Origin of the sequence: Pseudomonas sp. OF001 (assembly GCF_904426495.1) — a bacterium.
Lineage (GTDB): Bacteria > Pseudomonadota > Gammaproteobacteria > Pseudomonadales > Pseudomonadaceae > Geopseudomonas.
Genome location: NZ_CAJGBM010000025.1, coordinates 1 through 22,553, shown reverse-complemented (window position 1 = coordinate 22,553; position 22,553 = coordinate 1). Strand labels below are relative to the sequence as shown.

Below are 22,553 nucleotides of genomic sequence, written 5' to 3'. Positions count from 1 at the left end.
GACTCCCCGATGACCGACAAGCGCGAAATCCTCACCCGGCAGATCATCGAGGCCGGCCGCTTCCTCTACGGCCGCGGCTGGTCGCCGGCCACCAGCAGCAACTACTCGGCGCGCCTGTCGGCCGACCGGGCGCTGCTCACCGTGTCCGGCAAGCACAAGGGCCAGCTGACCGAGAACGACGTGCTGGCCACCGACCTGGCCGGCAACAGCCTGGAGCCGGGCAAGAAGCCCTCGGCCGAGACCCTGCTGCACACCCAGCTGTACGCCTGGCGCGCCGACATCGGCGCGGTGCTGCACACCCATTCGGTCAACGCCACCGTGCTGTCGCGCCTGACCGCGGGCGACCAGCTGCTGCTGGAAGACTACGAGCTGCAGAAGGCCTTCGCCGGGGTGACCACCCACGAGGGCCAGGTGCTGGTGCCGATCTTCGACAACGACCAGGACATAGCCCGTCTGGCCGGCAAGGTCCAGCAATGGCTGGATACGCATCCGGACTGCGTGGGCTACCTGATCCGCGGCCACGGCCTTTACACTTGGGGCCCGCAGATGAGCGATGCGCTGCGCCAGATCGAGGCCTTCGAATTCCTCTTCGAATGCGAACTGAAGACCCGCCAGGTGCTGGGTCGCTGAACGAGCCGATTCAACAAGGAACCGCCCATGAGCCGCCTGAGCGTCTACCACGAGTCCACCCCCAACCACCCGGACAAGGTGCTGACCCACGCCGAGGACATCGCCGCCACCCTGGCCGAGGTCGGCGTGCGCTTCGAGCGCTGGCAGGCCAGTGCGCCCATCGCTCCCGGCGCCAGCCAGGTCGAGGTGATCGCCGCCTACCACCACGAGATCGAGAAGCTGATGAGCGAACAGGGCTACGTCACCGTCGACGTGATCAGCCTGGACCGCAGCCATCCGCAGAAGGCCGAGCTGCGCGCCAAGTTCCTCGACGAACACACCCACGGCGAGGACGAGGTGCGCTTCTTCGTCGCCGGCCGCGGCCTGTTCACCCTGCACATCGGCGAGTACGTCTACGCGGTGCTGTGCGAGAAGAACGACCTGATCGCGGTGCCGGCCGGCACCAGGCACTGGTTCGACATGGGCGAGGAGCCGCACTTCGTGGCCATCCGCCTGTTCAACAATCCCGAGGGCTGGGTGGCGAAGTTCACCGGCGATGCCATCGCCAAATCCTTCCCGGGGCTGGAGGACTGACGGTGCCGATCAAGACCATCCTCACCGACATCGAGGGCACCACCAGCGCGGTCAGCTTCGTCTTCGACGTGCTGTTCCCGTTCGCCGTGAAGCACCTGCCGGACTTCGTTCGTCAGCACGCCGGGGAGCCGGCGGTGGCCGCGCAGCTGGAGGCCGTGCGCGCCGAGAGCGGCGAGGCCGACGCCGACGTCGAGCGGGTCATCGCCATCCTCCTCGAGTGGATCGCCGCCGACCGCAAGGCCACTCCGCTCAAGGCCCTGCAGGGCATGGTCTGGGAGCAGGGCTACCGCGCCGGCCAGCTCAAGGGCCACGTCTACCCGGATGCGGTGGAGGCGTTGCGCCAGTGGCATGCCGAAGGCTACGCCCTGTACGTGTATTCCTCCGGCTCGATCCAGGCGCAGCGGCTGATCTTCGGCTGTTCCGAGGCGGGCGACCTGACCCCGCTGTTCTCCGGCTACTTCGACACCACCAGCGGCGGCAAGCGCGAGGCGGCGTCCTACGCGCGCATCGCCGCCGCCATCGGCCAGCCGGCCGGCGAGATCCTGTTCCTCTCCGACGTGGTGCAGGAGCTGGACGCCGCCCACGAAGCCGGCATGGCCACCTGCGGCCTGGCCCGCGACGGCGGCGAGCTGGCCGGTCACCCGACCGTGGCGAGCTTCGCCGCCATCGAGCCGGCGCGCTTCTGAAGCCGTCAGGCGGCCCGGCGCACGGGCCGCCTGCCACGCGGCGGTCATGCCGCAAGGCCACACTCAAGCCAGTGGCGGCAGCTTCCGGAGCGGCCGTTTCCGGCTAGAATTTCTTTTGTCTTCAACAGGTTACAAGGAACACGCGGATGAGCGACTACATCGAGACACTCTACGAGGGCTACGGCCAGCGCTTCCAGATCGACCGCATGCTGCATGAAGTGCGCACCGAGCATCAGCATCTGGTGATCTTCGAGAACGCACGCATGGGTCGGGTGATGGCGCTGGACGGCGTGATCCAGACCACCGAGGCCGACGAGTTCATCTACCACGAGATGCTCACCCACGTGCCGATCCTCGCCCACGGCCTGGCCCGGCGCGTGCTGATCATCGGCGGCGGCGACGGCGGCATGCTGCGCGAGGTGGCCAAGCACGCCAGCGTCGAGCACATCACCATGGTCGAGATCGACGGCACCGTGGTCGACATGTGCAAGCAGTTCCTGCCCAACCACTCCAAGGGCGCCTTCGACGATCCGCGCCTGAACCTGGTGATCGACGACGGCATGCGCTTCGTCGCCACCACCGAGGAGAAGTTCGACGTGATCATCTCCGACTCCACCGACCCGATCGGTCCGGGCGAGGTGCTGTTCTCGGAGAACTTCTACCAGGCCTGCCGCCGCTGCCTGAACGACGGCGGCATCCTGGTCACCCAGAACGGCACGCCGTTCATGCAGCTGTCCGAAGTGCAGACCACCGCCGGGCGCATGCACGGCCTGTTCGCCGACTGGCACTTCTACATGGCCGCGGTGCCGACCTACATCGGCGGCTCGATGACCTTCGCCTGGGGCAGCACCAACCCCGAGTACCGCAAGCTGTCGCTGGAAACCCTGCGCCAGCGTTTCGCCGGCAGCGGCATCGTCACCCGCTACTACAACGCCGACATCCATCAGGGCGCCTTCGCCCTGCCGCAGTACGTGCTGCAAGCGATCCACAAGCCGAGCAACGACTGACGTCCGGACGCGACAAAAGAGAAGGGGCCCGATCAGGGCCCCTTCTCGTTTCCGGACGGGTTGCTGCCGTCGCTTGCTGACTGTGCGTTGGCCATGCCTCGCATTGCCGAGGGTTCAGGCCCGGGAGACGGCTGGCTTCCCGGTGGGCCGATGGTCACGCCGCCTTGGCCGTTTCAGCCTCCAGAGGTGGCGTACCTTCTTTCATCCCCTGCATGATCTGGTTGCGGAACTCCGGCGTGTCTGCGTAACCGTGCACGGTGCGGCCGTGCTCGACAACGGCTTCCAGCAGTTCTTCCCTGGTGTCGGCAGCCAGTGCCACTGTGCACTTCACGTCGCCCGGATGACTCCGGCAATCGATGTAGTACCTGGACATGATGGCGCCCTCCAGATTGCTAGGGCTGACACCTGTTCCCTTTCGGGAGCAGGGCCTGGAGTCGGCAATTCCGGCCTTGTTGTTGTTGGGTCCAGAATCATCCGGCTCTGATTTGAGTATAGGTCGCCCACCGGGACCGCCAGGGATCGGCGCGGGTTTTCCGCCGAGCGGTCGCCTGCTCAGGGCTGGCAGGCGGCCAGCTCGGCCATCAGCGCCTGCACCAGTTCGGCGGCCGGCAGGCGGCGCGCCCTAGCCGCGCCCTGGCCGGCCCACAGCGACAGGTATTCGCTGCGCCCCTGGCGCAGCGCCGCCTGGCGGATGTCGCCGGTCAGCGCGTTCTGCACCGGGTAGGCCGGCACCTGTTGTTCCTCGGCGGCGAAGCGGTGCATGAACTCGTTGGCGATGCCGCGCGCAAGGCGCCCGGAGAAGGCGCGGGTCAGTCGCGTGCTGTCGTCGCCGGCGGCGAGGATCGCCTCTTTCCAGATGGACGGAATGCCCGACTCCGGGCAGCACAGGAAGGCGGTGCCGAGCTGCGCGGCCTGGGCGCCGAGCAGCAGGCTGGCGGCGATGCCGCGGCCGTCCATCAGGCCGCCGGCCGCCACCACCGGGATGTCGACCGCCGCCGCCACCTGCGGCAGCAGGGCCATCAGGCCGATGCACGACTGCTGCGGGTCGCCGAGGAAGCTGCCGCGGTGTCCGCCGGCCTCGCAGCCCTGGGCGCACACCAGGTCGGCGCCGACCGCCTGCCAGGCGCGCGCCTCGGCCACCGTGGTGGCGGTGCCCATCACCAGGCTGCCGGCGGCGTGGAAGCGCGCCACGCTGGCGGCGTCGAGGATGCCGAAGGTGAAGCTGACCAGCGGCGGCGCCAGCTCCAGCAGGGTCTCGATCTGCGCGCGGTTGTCCTCGCAGAAGCGCGCCGGCCGGCCGCCGGGCGGCAGGCCCAGTTCGGCGCGCAGCGGATCGAGGCGCGCCTGGGCGGCGGCGACTTCGGCGTCGCTGGGCGCCAGCTCGTCGAGGATGAACAGGTTGACGTTGAACGGCCGGTCGGTGAGCTGGCGCACCCGCGCTACGCCTTCGCGGATCGCCGCCGGCGCCAGGGTGGCGGCGGCGAAGGAGCCCAGCGCACCGGCGTTGCTGACCGCGGCGACCAGCTCCGGGGTGGTGGCGCCGCCGGCCATGGGCGCCTGGATCAGCGGATGGCGGACGCCGACGAGGGTGGTGAGGGCGTTGTCGATGGAGGGCATCGCGCGGGGCTTCCTGCACTGGAACGGGGCCCCAGTCTGCCCTCAATGCAGCGGCCTGACCATATACACCGCCGGCACGCCGTAGGAGTCGAGGTTGCGCTGCTGGCTGCGCTCCAGCTCGCGGGTGGTCGCATAGCCCAGGCGGCTCCAGAACGCCTGGGAGTCCTGTACCGAAACCAGCGCGGAATATTTCAGGCGGCTGGCGCGGCCGTGTTCCAGCAGGCGCTGCACCAGCGCGGGGCCTATGCCGCGCCCGGCCGCGCGGCGGCTCACCGCCAGGTCGTGCAGGTACAGGCAGTCGGATGCCTCGGGCTCGGCGAAGACGCCGTCCAGCGGCGTCACCTTGCCGGCGCGCGAGCGATAGCCGAACAGGTAGGCGCACACGCCTTCGGCATCCTCGGCGCCCCAGGCCAGCTCGGGGAAGCTCGCCAGGCGCTGGCGGATGATCTCGGCGCTTTCCAGCAGCGCTTCGGCATAGGACTCGGCCTGGATGGCCAGTACGGCGGCAATGTCGGGTTCGCCCAGCGGGCGCAGTCGGAAGGTCATGGGGCAATCGGGGACACGGTGGATCGGGGAGGGCGCCGTGGCGAGCGCAATCACACCACGGCGCCGGCATTATCCCAGATCGACGCGCGCTCTGCCCGTGGCTCAGTAGTCCAGGCGCGCGCCCTGCGTGCGGCCATGCACGGTGACCAGGTCGTAGGTGCGCTCCTCGTCCTTGTAACGCTCGACGATGTGATGGGCCAGCCGGTTGGCGGCAGCGATCAGGCGCGTGCAGTCGGGCATCGCCGGCATCGCTTGCAACTGACGGTCGACCTCCTGGGCGGCCTGTCGGCCGTAGTGGTGGTGACCCAGTTCGTGCTGCCTCAGCGCGACCAGGTAGCGCTGGAACTGTTCCTGCTGGCGGGCGCTGGCGTTGTCGAGGCGCGGCAGCTGGATGGTGGTATCCAGGGTGGTGGAGACCCGGGCGATCCTGCAGGCCCCGTCGGTGTCCTTGTCCCAGCGGTATTGCCAGCTGATTCGCCAGGTAGTGTAGGCATGGAAGGTCTTGCCCTTGTGGCGGATCGGCGAGCTGTTGGCGAGCAGCTTGGACAGCGACTGCCTGCCGTTGGCCTCGACCCTGTAGTCGGTGTAGCTGAGGCTTTCGCTGACCTCGGCGAAGGCATCGCCGGCGAGGAGGGCGAGCGACAGGGCGAAGATGATGAGGGACTGACGAGCAACCGAATCCTTGTGCTCCCGACATGCACTGGTGCAATGCAGGGTATGCATGTTGAGTATTCTCAGCAGGTTTCAGATAGATAAGTTCCCTCCCGTCGGCAGCAGTTTTCCTTGCGCAAGAAACATCGGTTGGATCAACTTGGCTGGCTGGTTTCTTGTGTCTGCAGTCTTGAAGCTAGCAAAGGGGGAAATTGCCGCTATTTGCCGGATATATGAAATTACGAAATTTCGGGATGGTCCGTTTATTTGGAGTGGGTGGTCAGTCGAAGATCTGGCGGCAGCAATTTGAATGACGCCCCGGGATTCCCGACGGCCACCGTGGATGCCCTGTGCCGCCGGGCCTGTGTCGCGAGAGCCTTGCGCGCCTGTCCGTGCTGCCGAGCGTGCGGCTGGAGGCCGCTGCCGTGCGCCTGTCCGGATCCTGGCAATCGGCTGCGCGGCGTCCGGATACTGCGCTTGCGGCATGTCGCTGCGGGTTTTTGGCAGTTTACTGCCTGCCGCAATTGCGGTTTTCTGGCGCTTCGGCGAGATGCTTTTCTGTCGTATTCGGATGTGCCCGAATGAGCGTTTGAATATCGGCGTTCGATAGCGGCTTAAATGGGAAATGTCGGTATTCGTTGTGCGGTGCATCCCTGTGGTGGACGCTGTCGCCCGGTAACGGCCGGGTGGGGTGGGAGGCATGGCGTGCAGCGCAGGATTTGGCAGGATGGCTATGCAGCCGGCGGGGTTTGGGGCTAGTCTGGATTGGCTGTGGATTTTCTCCTGGTGATGAACAATCGAGGAGTGCGGGCAATGGCTACGATCGCTCCACACGATATCAGCAGCACCGTTTTGCGCCGGATGAAGGAGGGCGGCTTCGACTTTGCCCGAGCTCATCCGATCGAGTTCTATGCAATCTTTCCCGACGAGGAACGGGCAAGACAGGCCGCCAGCAGTTTTCGCGGCGAATCGCTGAACGCCCAGGTCGTCGAGCGCGATGGCGCCTGGCACCTGCAGGTGAGCAAGGTGATGTATGCCACCCATGCCGGCATCGACGATTTCGAGCATGTCCTGCAGGTGCTGGTGGCACCCCTGGGGGGCGTGCTGGACGGCTGGGGCGTCACCCAGGAAGTGGGGGAGCCGCCACGCTGAGCGGCTGCGTGCGTTCACCCGACGCCCCTTGCAGCCGCTGCTGCAAGGGGGTTAATTATTCATACGATCACGGTTGGTGCAGCGAGGCGACGAGGCTGCCTCCTTTTGAAGCGCCGACACCGAGAGCATGGAAAGCGCCTGCTGCCTTTTGGAGCACAGCCTGCAGCGATTAACGCCAAGCTCTTGATTTACAAGGAATTATAAAATTGGCGCGGCCCTTGCAGGGTACGTGTCACGTGGCACAACAGGGAGCCCGCGAGCATGGTTCGCAGCACGTACGACGAGATGTATGACGCCCAGGGCGATTGCCGGGCGCACTATCAGGCCTTTGCCCGCTGGCTGGCGGCCACGCCGGCCGAGCAACTGGAACGGCGCCGACGAGAGGCCGATCTGCTATTCCACCGTGCCGGCATCACCTTCACCCTTTACGGCGACGAGCAGGGCACCGAGCGCCTGATCCCCTTCGATACCATCCCCCGCAGCATCCCGGCCCGCGAGTGGCAGCAGGTCGAGCGCGGCTGCATCCAGCGCGTGCGTGCGCTGAACATGTTCCTCACCGACCTCTACCACGACCAGCGCATCGTCAAGGCCGGGATCATCCCCGCCGAGCAGGTGCTGGCCAACGAAGGCTACCAGATGGCCATGCAGGGCCTCGACCTGCCGCACAACCTCTACGCGCACATCGCCGGGGTGGATCTGGTGCGCGACGGCGACGGCACCTACTACGTGCTGGAAGACAATCTGCGCACCCCCAGCGGCGTTTCCTACATGCTGGAAAACCGCAAGATGATGATGCGCCTGTTCCCCGAGCTGTTCGCCGGCCAGCGCATCGCCCCGGTCAACCACTATCCGAACCTGCTGCTGGACACCCTTAAGAGTTCCAGCCTGGTCGACAACCCCAGCGTTGTGGTGCTCACCCCCGGCCGCTACAACAGCGCCTATTTCGAGCACGCCTTCCTCGCCCGCGAGATGGGCGTCGAACTGGTCGAGGGCGCCGACCTGTTCGTGCGCGACGAACGCGTGTTCATGCGCACCACCGGCGGTCCGCAGCCGGTGGACGTGATCTACCGGCGCATCGACGACGCCTTCCTCGATCCGCTGGCCTTCAATCCCGACTCCATGCTCGGCGTGCCCGGCCTGCTGGCGGCCTATCGCAGCGGCAACGTGGTGCTGGCCAACGCCATCGGCACCGGCGTGGCCGACGACAAGTCGATCTATCCCTACGTGCCGGAGATGATCCGCTTCTATCTGGACGAGGAGCCGATCCTCGCCAACGTGCCGACCTGGCAGTGCCGCAAGCCGGCCGAGCTGTCCCACGTGCTGGCCAACCTCGAGCAACTGGTGGTCAAGGAAACCCAGGGCTCCGGCGGCTACGGCATGCTGGTCGGCCCGGCCGCCAGCCAGGCCGAGATCGAGGCCTTCCGTGCCCGCCTCAAGGCCAACCCGGCGGCCTACATCGCCCAGCCGACCCTCAGCCTGTCGACCTGTCCGACCTTCGTCGACAGCGGCATCGCCCCGCGCCATATCGACCTGCGCCCGTTCGTGCTGTCCGGCCAGCAGGTGCGCCTGGTGCCCGGCGGCCTGACCCGCGTGGCCCTGCGCGAGGGCTCCCTGGTGGTGAACTCGTCGCAGGGCGGCGGCACCAAGGACACCTGGGTGGTCGAGGAGCCGACCGCCACCGAATCCCGCGAAGTCTGAGGCGAGGAAAGTCATGCTGAGTCGTACTGCTGCCGATCTGTACTGGATGTCGCGCTATCTGGAGCGCGCGGAAAACATGGCGCGGATGCTGGATGTCAGCCATTCGCTGTCGCTGATGCCGCAGGGCGGCCGTGGCGACGGCCTGGAAGAGCTGGCCATGCCGCTGCTGATCACCGGCACCCTGGACGCCTACCTCGAGCGCCATGGCGAGCTGGATGCCGAGCGCATCCTGCACTTCTTCGCCCTCGACGCCGACAACCCGGCCAGCCTCTACAGCTGCCTGCGCGCGGCGCGCACCAACGCCCACGCGGTGCGCGGGCGGATCACCGCGGACATCTGGGAGAACATCAACGCCACCTGGCTGGAGATGCGCCACATCGCCGGCCAGTCGCCGGCCAACTTCAGCGCCAGCCAGTTCTGCGAGTGGGTCAAGGAGCGCTCGCACCTGTTCCGCGGGGCCACCGAAGGGACCCTGATGCGCGGCAACGCCTGGCGCTTCATCCGTCTGGGCACCTACCTCGAGCGTGCCGACAACACCCTGCGCCTGCTCGATGCGCGCAACCAGCTGATGGGCGATGCGCCGTCCTGCCCGTCCACCGCACGCGACTACTACCAGTGGAGCGCCCTGCTGCGCGCGCTGTCCGCCTACGAGGCGCACGCCGCCCTCTATCGCGGCTCGCCCAAGCAGGCCCAGGTCGCCGAGCTGCTGCTGCTGCGTGCCGAAGTGCCGCGCTCGCTGCGCAGCTGCATCGCCGCCCTCAGCCAGATCCTCGGCGAGGTTCCCGGCACCAACGGCCGTCCGGCCCAGCGCATGGCCGCCGAACTGGAGGCGCGCCTGCGCTTCACCGGCATCGAGGAGGTGCTCGAGGAAGGCCTCAAGGCGTGGATCCACGACTACATCCTGCTGGTCCGCCAGCTGGGCAACGCCATCCACAGTGCTTACCTGGAGGCTGTATGAGGCTCGCCATCCACCACGACACCACCTATCGCTACGCCGATCCGGTGCGCGCCAGCGTCCAGTACCTGCGCCTCACGCCCCAGGACAGCGCGCGCCAGCGCGTGCTCGACTGGCAGCTGGAGCTGCCGCGGGCGGCCAACATCCAGCGCGACGGTAACGGCAACATCCTCCATGTGCTGACCCTCGACGGTCCGCACCAGGCCATCGTCATCGGCGCCCACGGCCACGTGGAGATCGACGAGCGCTGCGACAGCGAGGCGGACGCCGCCTCGCCGCTCCCCTACCTGCGCAGCACCCGGCTGACCGCGGCCGACGCCGTGCTGCGCGACTTTGCCCGCCAATGCTGTGGGGCGCGCCGCGACCGCGCGGCGCTGATCGCACTGATGGAGGCGCTGTACCAGCGCATGCCGTTCACCCCGGGCGCCACCGGCGTGGAGACCAGCGCGGCACAGGCCTTCGCCCTCGGCGCCGGCGTGTGCCAGGACCACACCCACGTGTTCCTCGCCTGCGCGCGCAGCCTGGGCATTCCGGCCCGCTACGTGTCCGGCTACCTGTGCACCGCCGACAGTCGCCACCTGGCCAGCCACGCCTGGGCCGAGGCCTGGCTCGACGGCGCCTGGTACAGCTTCGACGTCACCCACCGCCTGGCGCGACCCGAGCGCCACATCAAGCTGGCGGTCGGCCTCGACTACCTCGACGCCTGCCCGGTGCGCGGCATGTGCCGGGGTGGCGGCCAGGAGCAGATGCACGCGCGGCTGCGCGTCGAGCTGCTGCAGAACCAGTGAACCCCGCGGCGGCTCCTCGGCGGAGCCGCCCCCTCGCTCAGCGTCGCCGGCGCCAGCGGCCGAGCAGCCACTTCTCCATCTCCACCAGCAGCATCACCGCCAACCCGGCGGCGATCACCAGGGCCCAGCCGCGGGCATCCGGACTGGCGGTGCCGAACAGCGCCTGCAGCGGCGGCCAGCAACTGAATGCCAGCTGCAGCGCCGCCACCAGCAGAACCATGACCCAGACCATCGGATTGTCGCGCACGCCGAAGGCGGCCGGGGCGTTCAGCCGGCGCGCGCAGAACAGGTAGCCGATCTCGCCGGCCACCAGGGCGTTGACCGCCAGGGTGCGGCTCAGCTCCAGCGGCAGGCCGAGCTGCTGGGCATGCAGGAACAGCCCCAGGCTGGCCGCGGTCAGCAGCGCGCCGACCAGCAGCAGGCGCCACAGCATGTGGCCGGACAGCAGCGAGGCTGCCGGATCGCGCGGCGGGCGGCGCATCAGGTCGCCCTCGGGCGGCTCGAAGGCCAGCGCCATCGCCAGGGTCACGGCGGTGACCATGTTGACCCAGAGGATCTGCAGCGGGGTGATCGGCAGGGTCAGGCCGAGGGCGATGGCGGCCAGCAGCACCAGCGACTGGCCGCCGTTGGTGGGCAGGATGAACAGGATCGACTTCTTCAGGTTGTCGTAGACCGTGCGCCCTTCGGCCACCGCGTGGGCGAGGGTGGCGAAGTTGTCGTCGGCCAGCACCATCTGCGCGGCCTCCTTGGCCGCCTCGGTACCCTTGATGCCCATGGCGATGCCGATGTCGGCGCGCTTGAGCGCCGGCGCATCGTTGACCCCGTCGCCGGTCATCGCCACCCGCGCGCCGCGCGCCTGCAGGCGTTCGACCAGGCGCAGCTTGTGCGCCGGGCTGGTGCGGGCGAATACCGCCGTTCCGGCCAGGCGCGCGTCCAGTTCGGCATCGTCCATGCGGTCCAGTTCGGCGCCGGTCAGCGGCGGGCCGTCGGCCAGCCCCAGGCGCGAGGCGATGGCCGCGGCGGTCGCGGCATGGTCGCCGGTGATCATCTTCACCGCGATGCCCGCGCTGCGGCACTCGGCGATGGCGGCGATGGCCTCGGCACGCGGCGGGTCGAGCATGCCGACCAGGCCGAGGAGGATGAAGTCGCCTTGCAGGTCGGCGTAGTCCAGCTCGCTCCGCGGCGCCGCCAGCGGGCGCATGGCCAGACCGATCATGCGCAGGCCGTGGGCGGCGCCCTGCTCGATGCGGGCATGCCAGGCCCGCGGGTCGAGCGGTTCGGCGCTGCCGTCGTGCCACTGGCGGTTGCACAGCTCGAGCAGCCGCTCCGGTGCGCCGAACAGGTAGATCAGCCCGTGGCCGGCATGGTCGTGGTGCAGGCTGGCGGTGCAGCGCAGTTCGGGGCTGAAGGGAATGGCGTCGACCCGCGGCAGGCGCGCCAGTTCCGCGCCGTCACTGAGGCCGAGCTTGCCGGCGAGGGTCAGCAGTGCGGCCTCGGTGGGATCGCCGCTGATGTGCCAGCCCTCGCTGCCCTGGTGCAGGCTGGCGCCGTTGGCCAGCAGGCCGGCGCGGGCCAGCTCCAGCAGGTCGGGCGCCTGGTGCGGTTCGATGACCAGCCCCTCGCGGGTGAGGTTGCCGCTGGGTTCGTAGCCGACGCCCTGGATGGCGTAGCTGTGCGCGGCGGTGAACACCTGCTGCACGGTCATCTCGTTGCGGGTCAGGGTGCCGGTCTTGTCCGAGCAGATCACCGTCACCGCACCGAGGCTCTCCACCGCCGGCAGGCGGCGGACGATCGCCCGCTGGCGGGCCATGCGCTGCACGCCGAGGGCGAGGACGATGGTCAGCACCGCCGGCAGGCCCTCGGGAATCGCCGCCACCGCCAGGCCCACGGCGGCCATCAGCATCTCGTCGCCGGAGTAGCCGCGCAGGAACACGCCGACGAGGAAGGTGAAGCCGGCGAGCAGCAGGATGATCAGGGTGAGCTGGCGGGCGAAGCGCTGCATGTCGTCGAGCAGCGGGGTACGCAGGCTCTCCACGCTGCCGAGCAGGTGGCTGATGTGGCCGAGCTCGGTGTCGCCGCCGGTGGCCACCACCACGCCGCAACCGTTGCCGGCGCTGACCAGGGTGCCGGAGAAGGCCAGGCAGCTGCGGTCGCCGAGACTGGCGGCGGCCTCGACCGCGGCCACCTGCTTGCTGGCCGGCAGCGATTCGCCGGTGAGCATCGCCTCGTCGATGCGCAGGTCGCGGCACTCGAGCAGGCGCAGGTCGGCCGGCACGCGGTCGCCGGCCTCGAGCAGGACGATGTCGCCGGGCACCAGCTGCTCGGCCGGCAGCAGGGCGCTCAGGCCACCGCGGCGGGTGCGGCTGTCGAGGGTGAGCAACTGGCGGATCGAGCGCATGGCCTGTTCCGCCTTGCCCTCCTGGATGAAGCCGACCAGGGCGTTGATCAGCACCACGCCGACGATCACCAGGCAGTCCAGCCACTCGCCGAGCAGGCCCACCAGCACGGCGGAGCCCAGCAGCACGTAGATCAGCAGGTTGTGGAACTGGCGCAGCAGGCGTTGCAGCCAGCCCGGGCCGCGCACTTCCGGCAGGCGGTTGGGGCCGTGCGCGGCCAGGCGCCTGGCGGCTTCCGCGGCGCTCAGGCCGCTGCTGCGGCTGTCCAGCTGCTGCAGGCACTGCTCGGGGCTCTGCGCGTGCCAGTCCTGTGGCGTTGCCGGCATGACCGTCTCCTTGTGCTCGCCGCCCGGGTGACGCGACCGGGGGCCGCTACCTCTGGATTGTACGTGCTTCAGCCGTTGGCGACCTGCTCGCGGACATAGGGCTCCAGCAGGTCCTGCATGCTGTAGAAGCCGCGTTCGCGGCTGAGCAGGTTGCGGGCGGCGAACAGCACGCCGTTGCCGAAGGCCTCGCGGGCGATCGACTCGTGGCTCAGGCGCACGGTCTGATAGGGGAAGCCGAAGAGGATCTCGTGACGGCCGACGATGCCGCCGGCGCGGATCGACTTGATGTCCTCGGCCGACTTGTCGAGGGTCTCGGCGATCACCCTGGCGGTGCCGGAGGTCTCCGGCTTGGCGGCGAAGTGCTCCTCGATGATCTCGATGTCGGCCTCGGGGGCGATCTGCTTGAGGATCTTCGCCGCGAGGATCAGGAAATTGATGCCGAGGGTGATGTTCGGCGACCACAGCACGCGGGTGTGTTCGCCCAGCGTGCGCAGCTGCGTGACGCGCTCCTCGGGGTACTGGGATATGGCGCTGATCACCGCGATGCCGCGTGCGCGCGCCTCTTCTGCATAGAGGTCGAGGCCGTCGTGGCCGGAGAAGTCGATGATCACGTCGACTGGCTGGCGGTCGAGCAGATCGCGCATGGCGATCTCGTCATGGCCGAAGATCATCGCCGGGTTGTCGGTGTCGATGTCCAGGTACTGTGCGGCGGAGCGTCTCTCCGGATTCGCCGAACCGCGGATCACCCACTCCAGGGTGGTGTCGCTGCTGTGCAGCAGCACGGAGGCGACGGACTTGCCCGTACGCCCGAAACCAATCAAGCCAACCTTCAATTTCCACATCCTCGAGTGTCTGGTTGTTGTTGTCCGAATACGCCTTCTCCCGGGGAAAATAACTGCGCGTTCAATGCCCTGTGCGGCCGTCGAGGCGGACGAACCGCGGCCCGACCTTAACCCAGGGCGGCGCGTCCGGTCCACGCATGGGGGCGCTCCGAGCCTGCCCGCGGCATGTGACGAAAGCGGGACAGCGCCCTGCAGCCCCCGGTTCAAGCGGTTTGCGGTGCTGTAATATCCCGCAATGAAATCGGGGGCATTGCCGCCCGCTCAGCCCCGCCGCCGGGTTGGCTGCACCGGCACGGCGCCGGGGGCGTGCACGGTCTGGCAATTCTCCGTCGCGGCGCTTTGCCTCGCGGCATATGCCCAGTACGATCAAGGCTTTACGCGAAGGGAGAACGCGCATGCGCACCCAACTGGAAAGCTGCCTGGCTGCGGTCAATCAGGTGCTGCTCGGCAAGGATCGGCAGGTGCGCCTGGCTCTGGCCTGTCTGCTGGCCCGTGGCCACCTGCTGCTGGAGGACCTGCCGGGGATGGGCAAGACCACCCTGAGCCACGCGCTGGCCCGGGTTCTGGGCCTCAGTTACCAGCGCATCCAGTTCACCTCCGACCTGCTGCCCGGCGACATCCTCGGCACTTCGGTGTTCAACCGCGAAACCGGGCAGTTCACCTTCCATCCGGGACCGATCTTCGCCGAGCTGGTGCTGGCCGACGAGATCAACCGCGCCACGCCGAAGAGCCAGAGCGCGCTGCTCGAGGCCATGGAGGAGCGCCAGGTGACCATCGAGGGCGCCACCCGGCCGCTGCCCGAGCCGTTCTTCGTCATCGCCACGCAGAACCCGGTGAGCCAGGGCGGCACCTTCGCCCTGCCCGAATCGCAGCTCGACCGCTTCCTGATGCGCGTGTCGCTCGGCTATCCGGCGCGCGCCGCCGAGAAGGCCCTGCTGCTGGGCGAGGCGCGCCGCGACCTGCTGCCTCGGCTGGAGCCGGTCCTCGACCACGCCGCGCTGGCGCGCATCCAGGCCGAGGTGCCGGGCATCCACGCCAGCGAGGCGGTGATCGACTACGTGCTGCGCCTGGTCGAGGCGACCCGCAGCCAGCCGGCCTTCGCCCTCGGCCTGTCGCCGCGCGGCAGCCTGGCGCTGCTCGCCGCGGCGCGCGCCTGGGCCATGCTGGCCGGACGCGACTACGTGATCCCCGAGGACGTGCAGGCGGTGCTGCCGGCGGTGGCCGGCCACCGCCTGCGCGACGCCGCCGATCCGGCCGGGCATGGCGGCGGCGCCCTGGTGCAGTGGCTGCTGCGTGAAGTGACGCCGCTCTGATGCCGGCCCGCCTGTTCGCCCGGCGCCTCGACCACTGGCTGGAGCGGCGCATCCCGCCGGCCCGCGAGGTGCGCCTGGATCAGCGGCGCATCTTCATCCTGCCCACGACCCAGGGCCTGGTGTTCGCCGTGGCGCTGCTGCTGATGCTGCTGGCGGCGATCAACTACCAGAACAGCCTGGCCTACGGGCTGACCTTCCTGCTGCTGTCGGTGGGGCTGGTCACCATCCTGCATACCTGGCGCAACCTCGCCGGCCTGCAGCTGAGCGCCGGCGAGGCGCCGCCGGTGTTCGCCGGCGAGCAGGCCGGTTTCCGCCTGCGCCTGCAGAGCAGCGGCCGCGCCCACCGCGGCATCGCTCTCGGCTGGCCGCCCGCGCCCCTGCAGCAGGTGGACGTCGAACCTGACGGCAGCGTCGAACTGGAGCTGTTCCGGCTCGCCGAGCGCCGCGGCTGGCTGCGTGCGCCGCGCCTGCGGGTGGAAAGCCGCTTTCCCCTCGGCTTGCTGGTGGCCTGGAGCTGGGTCGACCTCGATCTGACGGCGCTGGTCTATCCGCGTCCGTTGCCCGGCGAACTGCCGCCAGCCGGCGGCGCCGGCGAGGACGACGAGGAGCCGGGCACGACGGCGCAGCGCAGCGGTGTCGACGACTTCGAGGGCCTGCGCCCCTGGCAGAGCGGCGACTCGCGCCGGCGCCTGCACTGGAAGGCCTGGTCGCGCGGCCAGGGCCTGCTGGTCAAGGAGTTCGCCGAGCAGCACGGCCACGACCTGTGGCTGGACTTCGACAGCCTGGGCGGCGACCGCGAGACGCGCCTGTCGCTGCTCTGCCACTGGGTGGTGCAACTGGCCCGCCATGACGCGCCCTTCGGCCTGCGCCTGCCCGGGGTGAGCCTGGCGCCGGCCAGTGGCGCCGCGCAGCGCGAGCTGTGCCTGCGCGAGCTGGCGCTGTTCGGCCAGCCGGCACGGCCGGGGGAGGCGCGGCCATGAGCTGGTGGCGCGCCCGCAAGGCCTCCCCGGCGATTCCGCGCGTCAGCCTGCTCTGGCTGCTGGTGGCCCAGGCCCTGGTGATCCTGCCGCACCTGGGCCACCTGCCGGTGTGGATCGCCGGCCTGTGGCTGGTGTGCGCCACCTGGCGCATCCAGGTGTTCCGCATGCGCACCACCTATCCGGGTGCGCTGACCAAGGGCTTCATGCTGCTGGCGGCGGCCGTCGGCGTGTATGCCTCGCGCGGTTCGCTGATCGGCCTGGACGCCGGGGTGGCGCTGCTGGTGTCCACCTTCCTGCTCAAGCTGGTGGAGCTGAAGACCCGCCGCGACGCCCTGGTGCTGGTGTTCCTCGGCTTCTTCGTGGTGCTGACCAGCTACCTGTTCGACGACAGCCTGCCGGCGGCGCTGTACAGCCTGCTGCCGGTCATCGCGCTGCTGGCTGCGCTGATCGGCCTGCAGCACAGCGGCCTGGGCGAGAAACCCTGGCCGACCCTGCGCCTGGCCGCCAGCCTGCTGCTGCAGGCGGTGCCGCTGATGCTGGTGCTGTTCGTGCTGTTCCCGCGTCTGGGGCCGCTGTGGTCGGTGCCGATGGCGGGCGAGGGCGGCGGCCGCGGACTGGCCGAGAGCATGACGCCGGGCGACATCGCCGAACTCAGCCAGTCCTCCGAGCTGGCCTTCCGCGCCAGTTTCGACGGCTCGCCGCCGCCGCGCAGCGAGCTGTACTGGCGCGCGCTGACCTTCGAGCACTTCGACGGCCGGCGCTGGTCGCAGCTGCCCGAGCCGCCGCGCGCCGAGCCGGCCTGGCGCGCCGAGGGACCGTCGCTGTCCTACAGCATCGTCATGCAGGCGAGCGGCCAGTCCTGGCTGTTCGCCCTCGACACCGCGCGCACCGAGCTGGAGCAGACCCGCCTGATGGGCGACTTCCGCCTGCAGCGCCGCCGCCCGGTGGAGCAGAACCTGCTGTACCGGGTGACCTCCTGGCCGCAGGCGCTGCGCGAGCCGCAGGCCAGCCCGCGCCTCGGTGTCGCCCTGCAGCTGCCGGAGGACGGCAATCCGCGGGCGCGGCGCTGGGCGGCGCAGCTGCGCCAGCGACATGCGCAGCCACAGGCGCTGGTGGACGCGCTGCTGGCCCACTTCGCCCGCGAACGCTTCTTCTACACCCTCAAGCCGCCGCTGGCCGGTGCCGACACGGTGGACCACTTCCTGTTCGACAGCCGGCGCGGCTTCTGCGCCCACTACGCCGGGGCGATGACCTTCGTGCTGCGCGCCGCCGGCGTCCCGGCGCGGGTGGTGGCCGGCTACCAGGGCGGCGAGTACAACCCGGACGGCAACTACGTGATGGTGCGCCAGTTCGACGCCCACGCCTGGGTCGAGTACTGGCTGCCCGGACGCGGCTGGGTGAGTGTCGATCCCACCTTCCAGGTCGCGCCCGAGCGCATCGAGCAGGGCCTGGAGCAGGCGCTGCCTGCCGAGGATGCCTTCCGCGCCGGCACGGCACTGTCGCCGCTGCGCTACCGCCACGTCGAATGGCTCAACAGCCTGCGCCTGTCGTGGGACAGCCTCAACTACGCCTGGCAGCGTCAGGTGCTCGGTTACCAGGGCGAGGCGCAGCTGGCGCTGCTCAGGGACTGGTTCGGCCAGGTCGATGGCCGCCGTCTGGGCCTGCTGCTGGTCGCCAGTGCGGCGCTGCTGCTGGGCGCCCTGGCGTTGTTGCTGCTCAAGCCGTGGCAACGCGAGCACGATCCCCTGCTGCGTCTCTACCAGCGCTTCGAGCGCCTGCTGGCGCGCCACGGCCTGCGTCGCCAGGCGGGGGAGGGGCCGCTGGCCTTCGCCGAACGCGCCGCCCGGGCGCTGCCCGCCCAGGCCGAGGAAATCCACGCCTTCGCCCGCCGTTTCGCCCAGCAGCGCTATGCCGACGCCAGCCCCGACCCCGGGGCCCTGCGTCGCGCCCTGCGCCGGCTGCGCCGCAGGCTGCCGCATCTCTGGCGGGATGCGCCGCTGCGCCCCCTGGACGGCGCGGGCGGGCAGCCGCCGGACAACTGCTATGCTCGCCCATCTGAGAGCGCTCAATTGCTGCGGGAGGAAAGTCCATGACGGCCCAGGTCAATCGGCTGATCGCGCGCTTCATTGCCCTCGACGTGGCGCTTGTGGCTACCGGGGCGCGGCTGGCGGCGTGCACCGACAGCGAGGCGCTGCACGACCTGCGGATCGTCGTGCGCCGGCTGCGCAGCCTGCTGCGCCCGCTGCGTGGCCTGCCGGGCGTCGAGACTCTGGAGGCGGTCAGCGCCGAGGTCGGGCGTCTCAGCAGCCCGCTGCGCGATCTGGAGGTGCTGGCCGCCGAGTTGGAGCGGACCGGCCAGGTGGCGGCGGCCGAGCGCCGGCGCCGGGCGCTCGCCAGGGGCTATCCGCGCCTGCTCGCCGCACCGGCGCTGAGCCATCTGCAGCACGCCCTCGGGCAGTGGCCGGGGCTGCTGCGCGAGGCCGACCGCGAAGGGCTGCTCAGGCGCGGGCAGAAGAAGGTCCACCGCCGCCTGCTGCGCCAGCGCCAGCGTCTGCAGATCGCCCTGCTCGATCCGGCCCACGACCGTCATCGCCTGCGCCTGCTGGTCAAGCGCGTGCGCTATGCCGCCGAGGCCTGGCCGCAGCAGCTGGCGGTGCCGGTCGATGCGCTCAAGGCCGCGCAGGCGGCGCTGGGCGACTGGCACGACCGCCTGCAGTGGTGCCGGCGCGCCGAGGCGGAAGAGGATCTGCGGCCCTGCCTCGCCCACTGGCAGCGCGAGCTGGCAGCGGCCGAGGTGGAGTCCGACGCGGCGCTGCTGCAGTTGCAGCAGCGCCTGGTACGCGGCATCTGAGCCCGGCGCTCAGAGCTGCGGCAGGCCGAAGAAGGCACGTGCACAGGCGGTGCTGCGTGCTGCCAGCTGCTCGGGCGTCTCGCCGCGATGGCGGGCCACTTCCTCGAGCACCGCGACCAGGAACGCCGGCTCGTTGTGGCCGTGCTTCGGTCGCGGGCGCAGGGTGCGCGGCAGCAGGTAGGGGGCATCGCTCTCCAGCATCAGGCGGTCGGAGGGGATCTCGCGCACCAGTTCGTGCAGGTGGGTGCCGCGGCGTTCGTCGCAGATCCAGCCGGTGATGCCGATGTGCAGGTCGAGGTCGAGATAGGCATAGAGTGCGCGTTTCTCGCCGGTGAAGCAGTGCACCACCGCCGCCGGCAGACGGTCGCGGTAGTGACGCAGGATCGCCAGCAGGCGCTCGCTGGCCTCGCGCTCGTGCAGGAACACCGGCCTGCCCAGCTCGCAGGCCAGCGCCAGCTGCTCCTCCAGCGCCCGCTCCTGTGCGGGGCGCGGCGAGAAGTCGCGGTTGAAGTCCAGCCCGCATTCCCCCACCGCGCGCACCGGCGCCTCGCCCAGCAGGTCGCGCAGGCGGCGGGCGCTGTCGGCGCTCCACTGGCTGGCTTCGTGCGGGTGCAGACCGGCGGTGCAGAACAGCCGCCGTCCCTCGGGGTCGAACTCGCGGCACAGCGCCAGGGCGGCCTCGCTGTCCTCCGGCGAGGTCCCGGTGAGCACCATCTGGCACACCCCGGCAGCCTGCGCGCGCTGCAGGAACGCCTCGCGCTCGCGGGCGAATGAGGCGTGGGTCAGATTGACGCCGATGTCGATCAGTTGCATGGTGCAGGCCCCGTATCCTGGCCGAATGCCCCCGAAGGGAATTCGAGATTGACGAAAAACAGCCTATTTAACCGCAAGACGGACGTTGCCGGCAGCCGCCTGGCCGCCTGCCTGGCGCTGCTGATGATCCTGCTGGCGCTGTGGCCACCGGGCGCCAGTGCACGTCTGGCCGGCCCGCCGGAGCGCTGGGAGGCGGGCGCGACGGCCCGCGACCTGGCGGCCGTGCGTGCCAGCGGGCAGCTGCGCGTGCTGGTCAACCAGAGCCGGCACAGTTCCGGCGAGGTGCGCGGCGAGCCGATCGGCGTCGAGTACCGACGCCTGCGCGCCTTCGAGCAGTACCTCAACCGCGGAGCCCGCGACGGGCGCGAGGTGCGCCTGAAGCTGATCCCGCTGCCCAAGGAGCAACTGCTGGCGGCGCTGCTGCGCGGCGAGGGCGACCTGGTGGCGCCCGGTGAGCTGCTGGCGCCGCGCCCCGGCATGGCGGTGCGCGCCAGTGCGCCGACCCGGCGCGAGGTGGCGCTGGTAGTGGTGTCGCGCCAGGGCAACCGCCGCTACCAGCGGGTCGAGCAGCTCGCCGGGCGCAGTCTGGCGCTGCCGGCCGGCAGCGCCGTCCGCGAGGCCTTGCAGAAGCTCAACGGTGGGCTGAAGACGCCGATCGTCGCCGACTGGCAGGACCCCACCCTGGCGGTGGAAGACGTTCTGGAGATGGTGCACGCCGGCATCCTGCCGATGACCGCGGTGGAGCTGCCGATTGCCGAACGCTGGGCCAAGGTGCTGCCCAAGCTGCGCATCGACCGCCACCTGGTGCTGGGCAGGGGCGAACTGAGCTGGTACGTGCACCGCCAGGCGCCCAACCTGCGCGCCAGCATCGATCGTTTCCTGCGCGACTACCGCGCGCCGGCCGACCAGGACGCGACCTTCCAGCGCGTCTACCGGCGCTCCTACAAGGTGCACCAGCCACTCGGGCGTACCGAGCGCCAGCGCCTGGCGCGGGTGCGCCCGACCCTGATGCGCCATGCCCAGGCGCAGTCGCTGGACTGGCTGCTGCTGGCGGCGCTGGCCTACAAGGAGTCGACCCTGAATCCGCGCGCGCGCGGTGCCGGTGGCGCCAGCGGCCTGCTGCAGATCACCCCGGCCACCGCGCGCAGCGTCGGCGTGGGCAACATCGCCAGCCTCGACGGCAACGTGCAGGCGGGCGCTCGCTATCTGGCGATGCTGCGCCGCCGCTACTTCGCCGGCGCCCAGCTCAACGAGCGCGAGCGCCTGGCCTTCACCCTGGCCGCCTACAACCTCGGCCCGCAGCGGGTGCAGAGCCTGCGCGCCGAGGCCCGGCGGCGGGGCCTCAATCCCAACCAGTGGTTCTTCCAGGTCGAGCGCGTGGCCGCCGAGCGTCTGGGCATGGGTGTGGTCAGCTACGTCGCCAGCGTCAACAAGTACCACCTGGCCTACAGCCGCGAGCGTTATCGACTGGAGCCCTGAGGCTCAGGGATAGTCGATCTCCACCACGTACCAGGTGCGCTCGCCGGTCGGCGTGTGCACCGTCACCTCGGCGTCGAGGCCCTTGCCGACCAGGGCGCGGGCCAGCGGCGAGTCGATGCTGATCAGGTTCTGCCGCAGGTCGAGCTCGTCGGGGCCGACGATGCGGTAGCGTGCGGTCTCGCCGTCCTCGTCCTCGAGAGTCACCCAGGCGCCGAAGTAGACCCTGCCCGGGTCGGCCGGACGCTGGTCGACCACCTTGAGGTTCTCCAGGCGCTTGCGCAGGAAGCGCACGCGGCTGTCGATCTCGCGCAGCATCTTCTTGCCGTAGGTGTATTAGAACCCCTGCTGAAGATGTACTATTTTCTGTGGGGCCCTAGGCGTATAGCCCTGGGGAGCGGTTGTGCGGGCCAAGCTCGAAACGGTCCGGTGCTCGATTCCGGGCATCCCTGATCGTTTTGAGCGGGGTACGCTACCGTAGAGCCCTCAGTTGCTTGGCAAGTTTGCATGTCGTGACAATGGTCATCACATGAGTCTCCAGCGCATCAAAACACGGGTAATGGAACGATTTGATGGTGGCCTCGTTCACGGTTCTCTTCATGCGCTCGGCCTGTCCGTTGGTCCACGGGTGACAGGGCTTTGTGAGCGTGTTCGATGACGTGCTCTTGGTCGACGCGTTCAAAACTGTGCGACTAAAAAGATTGGTCAGGCCGCTTCGATACCGTGTCTGCTATGTGAACCCAACACCGATGCACGTGAGGAGTATGCGAGTGGTGTACCGGCGGGGATGCCGTCACCACCTCATAGAGAAATGCCGCTCTGTTCCGTTTTGTCGCAGCATCAAAGAACGCGACATGCGTGTACTTGGTGACACGATTGATCGCCTATGACATGCGCGGTATTTCCTGCTTCAAGCGGAACTCACTGCTATCGGTGTGTCGATTTCAGCTGGTTCAAATTTTAACTTTCGCCCACTTAACTGCTGGGCAGTCTACATGATGCCATGTCGTACTGAGCAGCAAGCCAAGGTGCTGAGTTTCAGATGGGGGATGGGGCACGCATATGCTCCGGTAAGTCGTTCAGATGAGGCAAAGTGCGGTGCAAGGGCTCTATTGCCATTGCTTCTTAGGTTCTGTACGAAAAGTCTGAACGGGTAGAATTGGCGCCATGACAGGCTGGAGGCCCGCATGGCAAAGCGCTACGAACTCCCAGACGCCGCGGGAGTTGATCGCCGATCTGGTTTCCCCCGAACA

At 69.2% G+C, this 22,553-nt stretch carries 20 protein-coding genes and 1 pseudogene; 13 read left to right on the top strand and 8 right to left on the bottom strand.

What is annotated here, in order from left to right:
* The first annotated feature begins 9 nt into the window (after nucleotides 1-9).
* The 4 genes from RA210_RS15015 to speE all read left to right on the top strand — a co-directional run bounded on the left by RA210_RS15015 (nucleotide 10) and on the right by speE (nucleotide 2,896).
* Nucleotides 10-630, top strand: a complete 621-nt coding sequence (locus tag RA210_RS15015) for a methylthioribulose 1-phosphate dehydratase (protein ID WP_201487088.1) — start codon at nucleotides 10-12, stop codon at nucleotides 628-630.
* Nucleotides 631-657: 27 nt separating this feature from the next.
* Nucleotides 658-1,203, top strand: coding sequence for a 1,2-dihydroxy-3-keto-5-methylthiopentene dioxygenase (locus tag RA210_RS15010; RefSeq protein ID WP_201487086.1), 546 nt, complete (start codon nucleotides 658-660; stop codon nucleotides 1,201-1,203).
* 2 nt (nucleotides 1,204-1,205) lie between these two features.
* A complete protein-coding gene (gene mtnC / locus RA210_RS15005) occupies nucleotides 1,206-1,889 on the top strand; it encodes an acireductone synthase (protein ID WP_201487084.1) in 684 nt (227 codons plus the stop codon).
* Between the two features lie 146 nt (nucleotides 1,890-2,035).
* Nucleotides 2,036-2,896 carry a polyamine aminopropyltransferase gene (speE, locus tag RA210_RS15000; protein ID WP_136490360.1) on the top strand — a complete coding sequence of 287 codons (861 nt, stop codon included), beginning with the start codon at nucleotides 2,036-2,038 and terminating at the stop codon, nucleotides 2,894-2,896.
* A gap of 154 nt (nucleotides 2,897-3,050) precedes the next feature.
* Here the strand turns inward: speE and RA210_RS14995 are convergent, their stop codons facing one another.
* The 4 genes from RA210_RS14995 to RA210_RS14980 form a co-directional block, all read right to left on the bottom strand.
* Nucleotides 3,051-3,269 carry a DUF1059 domain-containing protein gene (locus RA210_RS14995; RefSeq protein ID WP_136490361.1) on the bottom strand — a complete coding sequence of 73 codons (219 nt, stop codon included), beginning with the start codon at nucleotides 3,267-3,269 and terminating at the stop codon, nucleotides 3,051-3,053.
* A 179-nt stretch (nucleotides 3,270-3,448) separates the two neighbouring features.
* Entirely contained in the window at nucleotides 3,449-4,513 is a 1,065-nt protein-coding gene (locus RA210_RS14990) for an NAD(P)H-dependent flavin oxidoreductase (protein ID WP_201487082.1), read from the bottom strand.
* Nucleotides 4,514-4,555: 42 nt separating this feature from the next.
* On the bottom strand, nucleotides 4,556-5,038 hold the full coding sequence (locus RA210_RS14985; RefSeq protein WP_201487104.1) for a GNAT family N-acetyltransferase: 483 nt from the start codon (nucleotides 5,036-5,038) through the stop codon (nucleotides 4,556-4,558).
* Nucleotides 5,039-5,161: 123 nt separating this feature from the next.
* Nucleotides 5,162-5,782 carry a DUF922 domain-containing protein gene (locus RA210_RS14980; protein ID WP_201487080.1) on the bottom strand — a complete coding sequence of 207 codons (621 nt, stop codon included), beginning with the start codon at nucleotides 5,780-5,782 and terminating at the stop codon, nucleotides 5,162-5,164.
* 741 nt (nucleotides 5,783-6,523) lie between these two features.
* Here RA210_RS14980 and RA210_RS14975 point away from each other — a divergent pair.
* The 4 genes from RA210_RS14975 (at nucleotide 6,524) to RA210_RS14960 (ending at nucleotide 10,303) form a co-directional block, all read left to right on the top strand.
* Nucleotides 6,524-6,862, top strand: a complete 339-nt coding sequence (locus tag RA210_RS14975) for a ribonuclease E inhibitor RraB (RefSeq protein ID WP_136490364.1) — start codon at nucleotides 6,524-6,526, stop codon at nucleotides 6,860-6,862.
* A gap of 261 nt (nucleotides 6,863-7,123) precedes the next feature.
* Entirely contained in the window at nucleotides 7,124-8,560 is a 1,437-nt protein-coding gene (locus tag RA210_RS14970; protein WP_136490365.1) for a circularly permuted type 2 ATP-grasp protein, read from the top strand.
* 13 nt (nucleotides 8,561-8,573) lie between these two features.
* Nucleotides 8,574-9,518, top strand: a complete 945-nt coding sequence (locus RA210_RS14965; protein WP_136490366.1) for an alpha-E domain-containing protein — start codon at nucleotides 8,574-8,576, stop codon at nucleotides 9,516-9,518.
* Nucleotides 9,515-10,303 carry a transglutaminase family protein gene (locus RA210_RS14960; protein ID WP_201487078.1) on the top strand — a complete coding sequence of 263 codons (789 nt, stop codon included), beginning with the start codon at nucleotides 9,515-9,517 and terminating at the stop codon, nucleotides 10,301-10,303. The genes RA210_RS14965 and RA210_RS14960 overlap by 4 nt, the downstream gene beginning before the upstream one ends.
* A gap of 37 nt (nucleotides 10,304-10,340) precedes the next feature.
* On the opposite strand, the gene RA210_RS14955 is transcribed toward RA210_RS14960, so the two are convergent.
* Together RA210_RS14955 and RA210_RS14950 are read right to left on the bottom strand one after the other, a co-directional pair.
* Nucleotides 10,341-13,025 (bottom strand): HAD-IC family P-type ATPase, encoded by a 2,685-nt coding sequence (locus RA210_RS14955; protein WP_201487076.1) that lies wholly within the window; start codon nucleotides 13,023-13,025, stop codon nucleotides 10,341-10,343.
* Nucleotides 13,026-13,093: 68 nt separating this feature from the next.
* Nucleotides 13,094-13,858 carry a 4-hydroxy-tetrahydrodipicolinate reductase gene (locus tag RA210_RS14950; protein ID WP_201487075.1) on the bottom strand — a complete coding sequence of 255 codons (765 nt, stop codon included), beginning with the start codon at nucleotides 13,856-13,858 and terminating at the stop codon, nucleotides 13,094-13,096.
* 404 nt (nucleotides 13,859-14,262) lie between these two features.
* Between RA210_RS14950 and RA210_RS14945 the strand changes: the two genes are divergently transcribed.
* The 4 genes from RA210_RS14945 to RA210_RS14930 are packed head-to-tail and all read left to right on the top strand — an operon-like array spanning nucleotide 14,263 to nucleotide 19,011.
* A complete protein-coding gene (locus RA210_RS14945; protein WP_136490370.1) occupies nucleotides 14,263-15,180 on the top strand; it encodes an AAA family ATPase in 918 nt (305 codons plus the stop codon).
* Complete coding sequence (locus RA210_RS14940) at nucleotides 15,180-16,160, top strand: DUF58 domain-containing protein (protein ID WP_136490371.1); 981 nt, start codon at nucleotides 15,180-15,182, stop codon at nucleotides 16,158-16,160. The genes RA210_RS14945 and RA210_RS14940 overlap by 1 nt, the downstream gene beginning before the upstream one ends.
* Complete coding sequence (locus tag RA210_RS14935) at nucleotides 16,157-18,253, top strand: transglutaminase TgpA family protein (RefSeq protein ID WP_201487073.1); 2,097 nt, start codon at nucleotides 16,157-16,159, stop codon at nucleotides 18,251-18,253. The genes RA210_RS14940 and RA210_RS14935 overlap by 4 nt, the downstream gene beginning before the upstream one ends.
* Nucleotides 18,250-19,011: a CHAD domain-containing protein gene (locus tag RA210_RS14930; protein ID WP_136490373.1), complete on the top strand. Its 762-nt coding sequence runs from the start codon at nucleotides 18,250-18,252 to the stop codon at nucleotides 19,009-19,011. The genes RA210_RS14935 and RA210_RS14930 overlap by 4 nt, the downstream gene beginning before the upstream one ends.
* A 9-nt stretch (nucleotides 19,012-19,020) precedes the next feature.
* Here the strand turns inward: RA210_RS14930 and RA210_RS14925 are convergent, their stop codons facing one another.
* Complete coding sequence (locus tag RA210_RS14925) at nucleotides 19,021-19,824, bottom strand: TatD family hydrolase (RefSeq protein ID WP_201487071.1); 804 nt, start codon at nucleotides 19,822-19,824, stop codon at nucleotides 19,021-19,023.
* Between the two features lie 99 nt (nucleotides 19,825-19,923).
* Here RA210_RS14925 and RA210_RS14920 point away from each other — a divergent pair, with 99 nt between their 5' ends.
* On the top strand, nucleotides 19,924-21,303 hold the full coding sequence (locus tag RA210_RS14920) for a transglycosylase SLT domain-containing protein (RefSeq protein ID WP_236574762.1): 1,380 nt from the start codon (nucleotides 19,924-19,926) through the stop codon (nucleotides 21,301-21,303).
* A gap of 3 nt (nucleotides 21,304-21,306) precedes the next feature.
* Here RA210_RS14920 and greB read toward each other — a convergent pair.
* Nucleotides 21,307-21,636: pseudogene (gene greB, locus RA210_RS14915) on the bottom strand (transcription elongation factor GreB); the annotation flags it as partial.
* Between the last annotated feature and the right edge of the window lie 917 nt (nucleotides 21,637-22,553).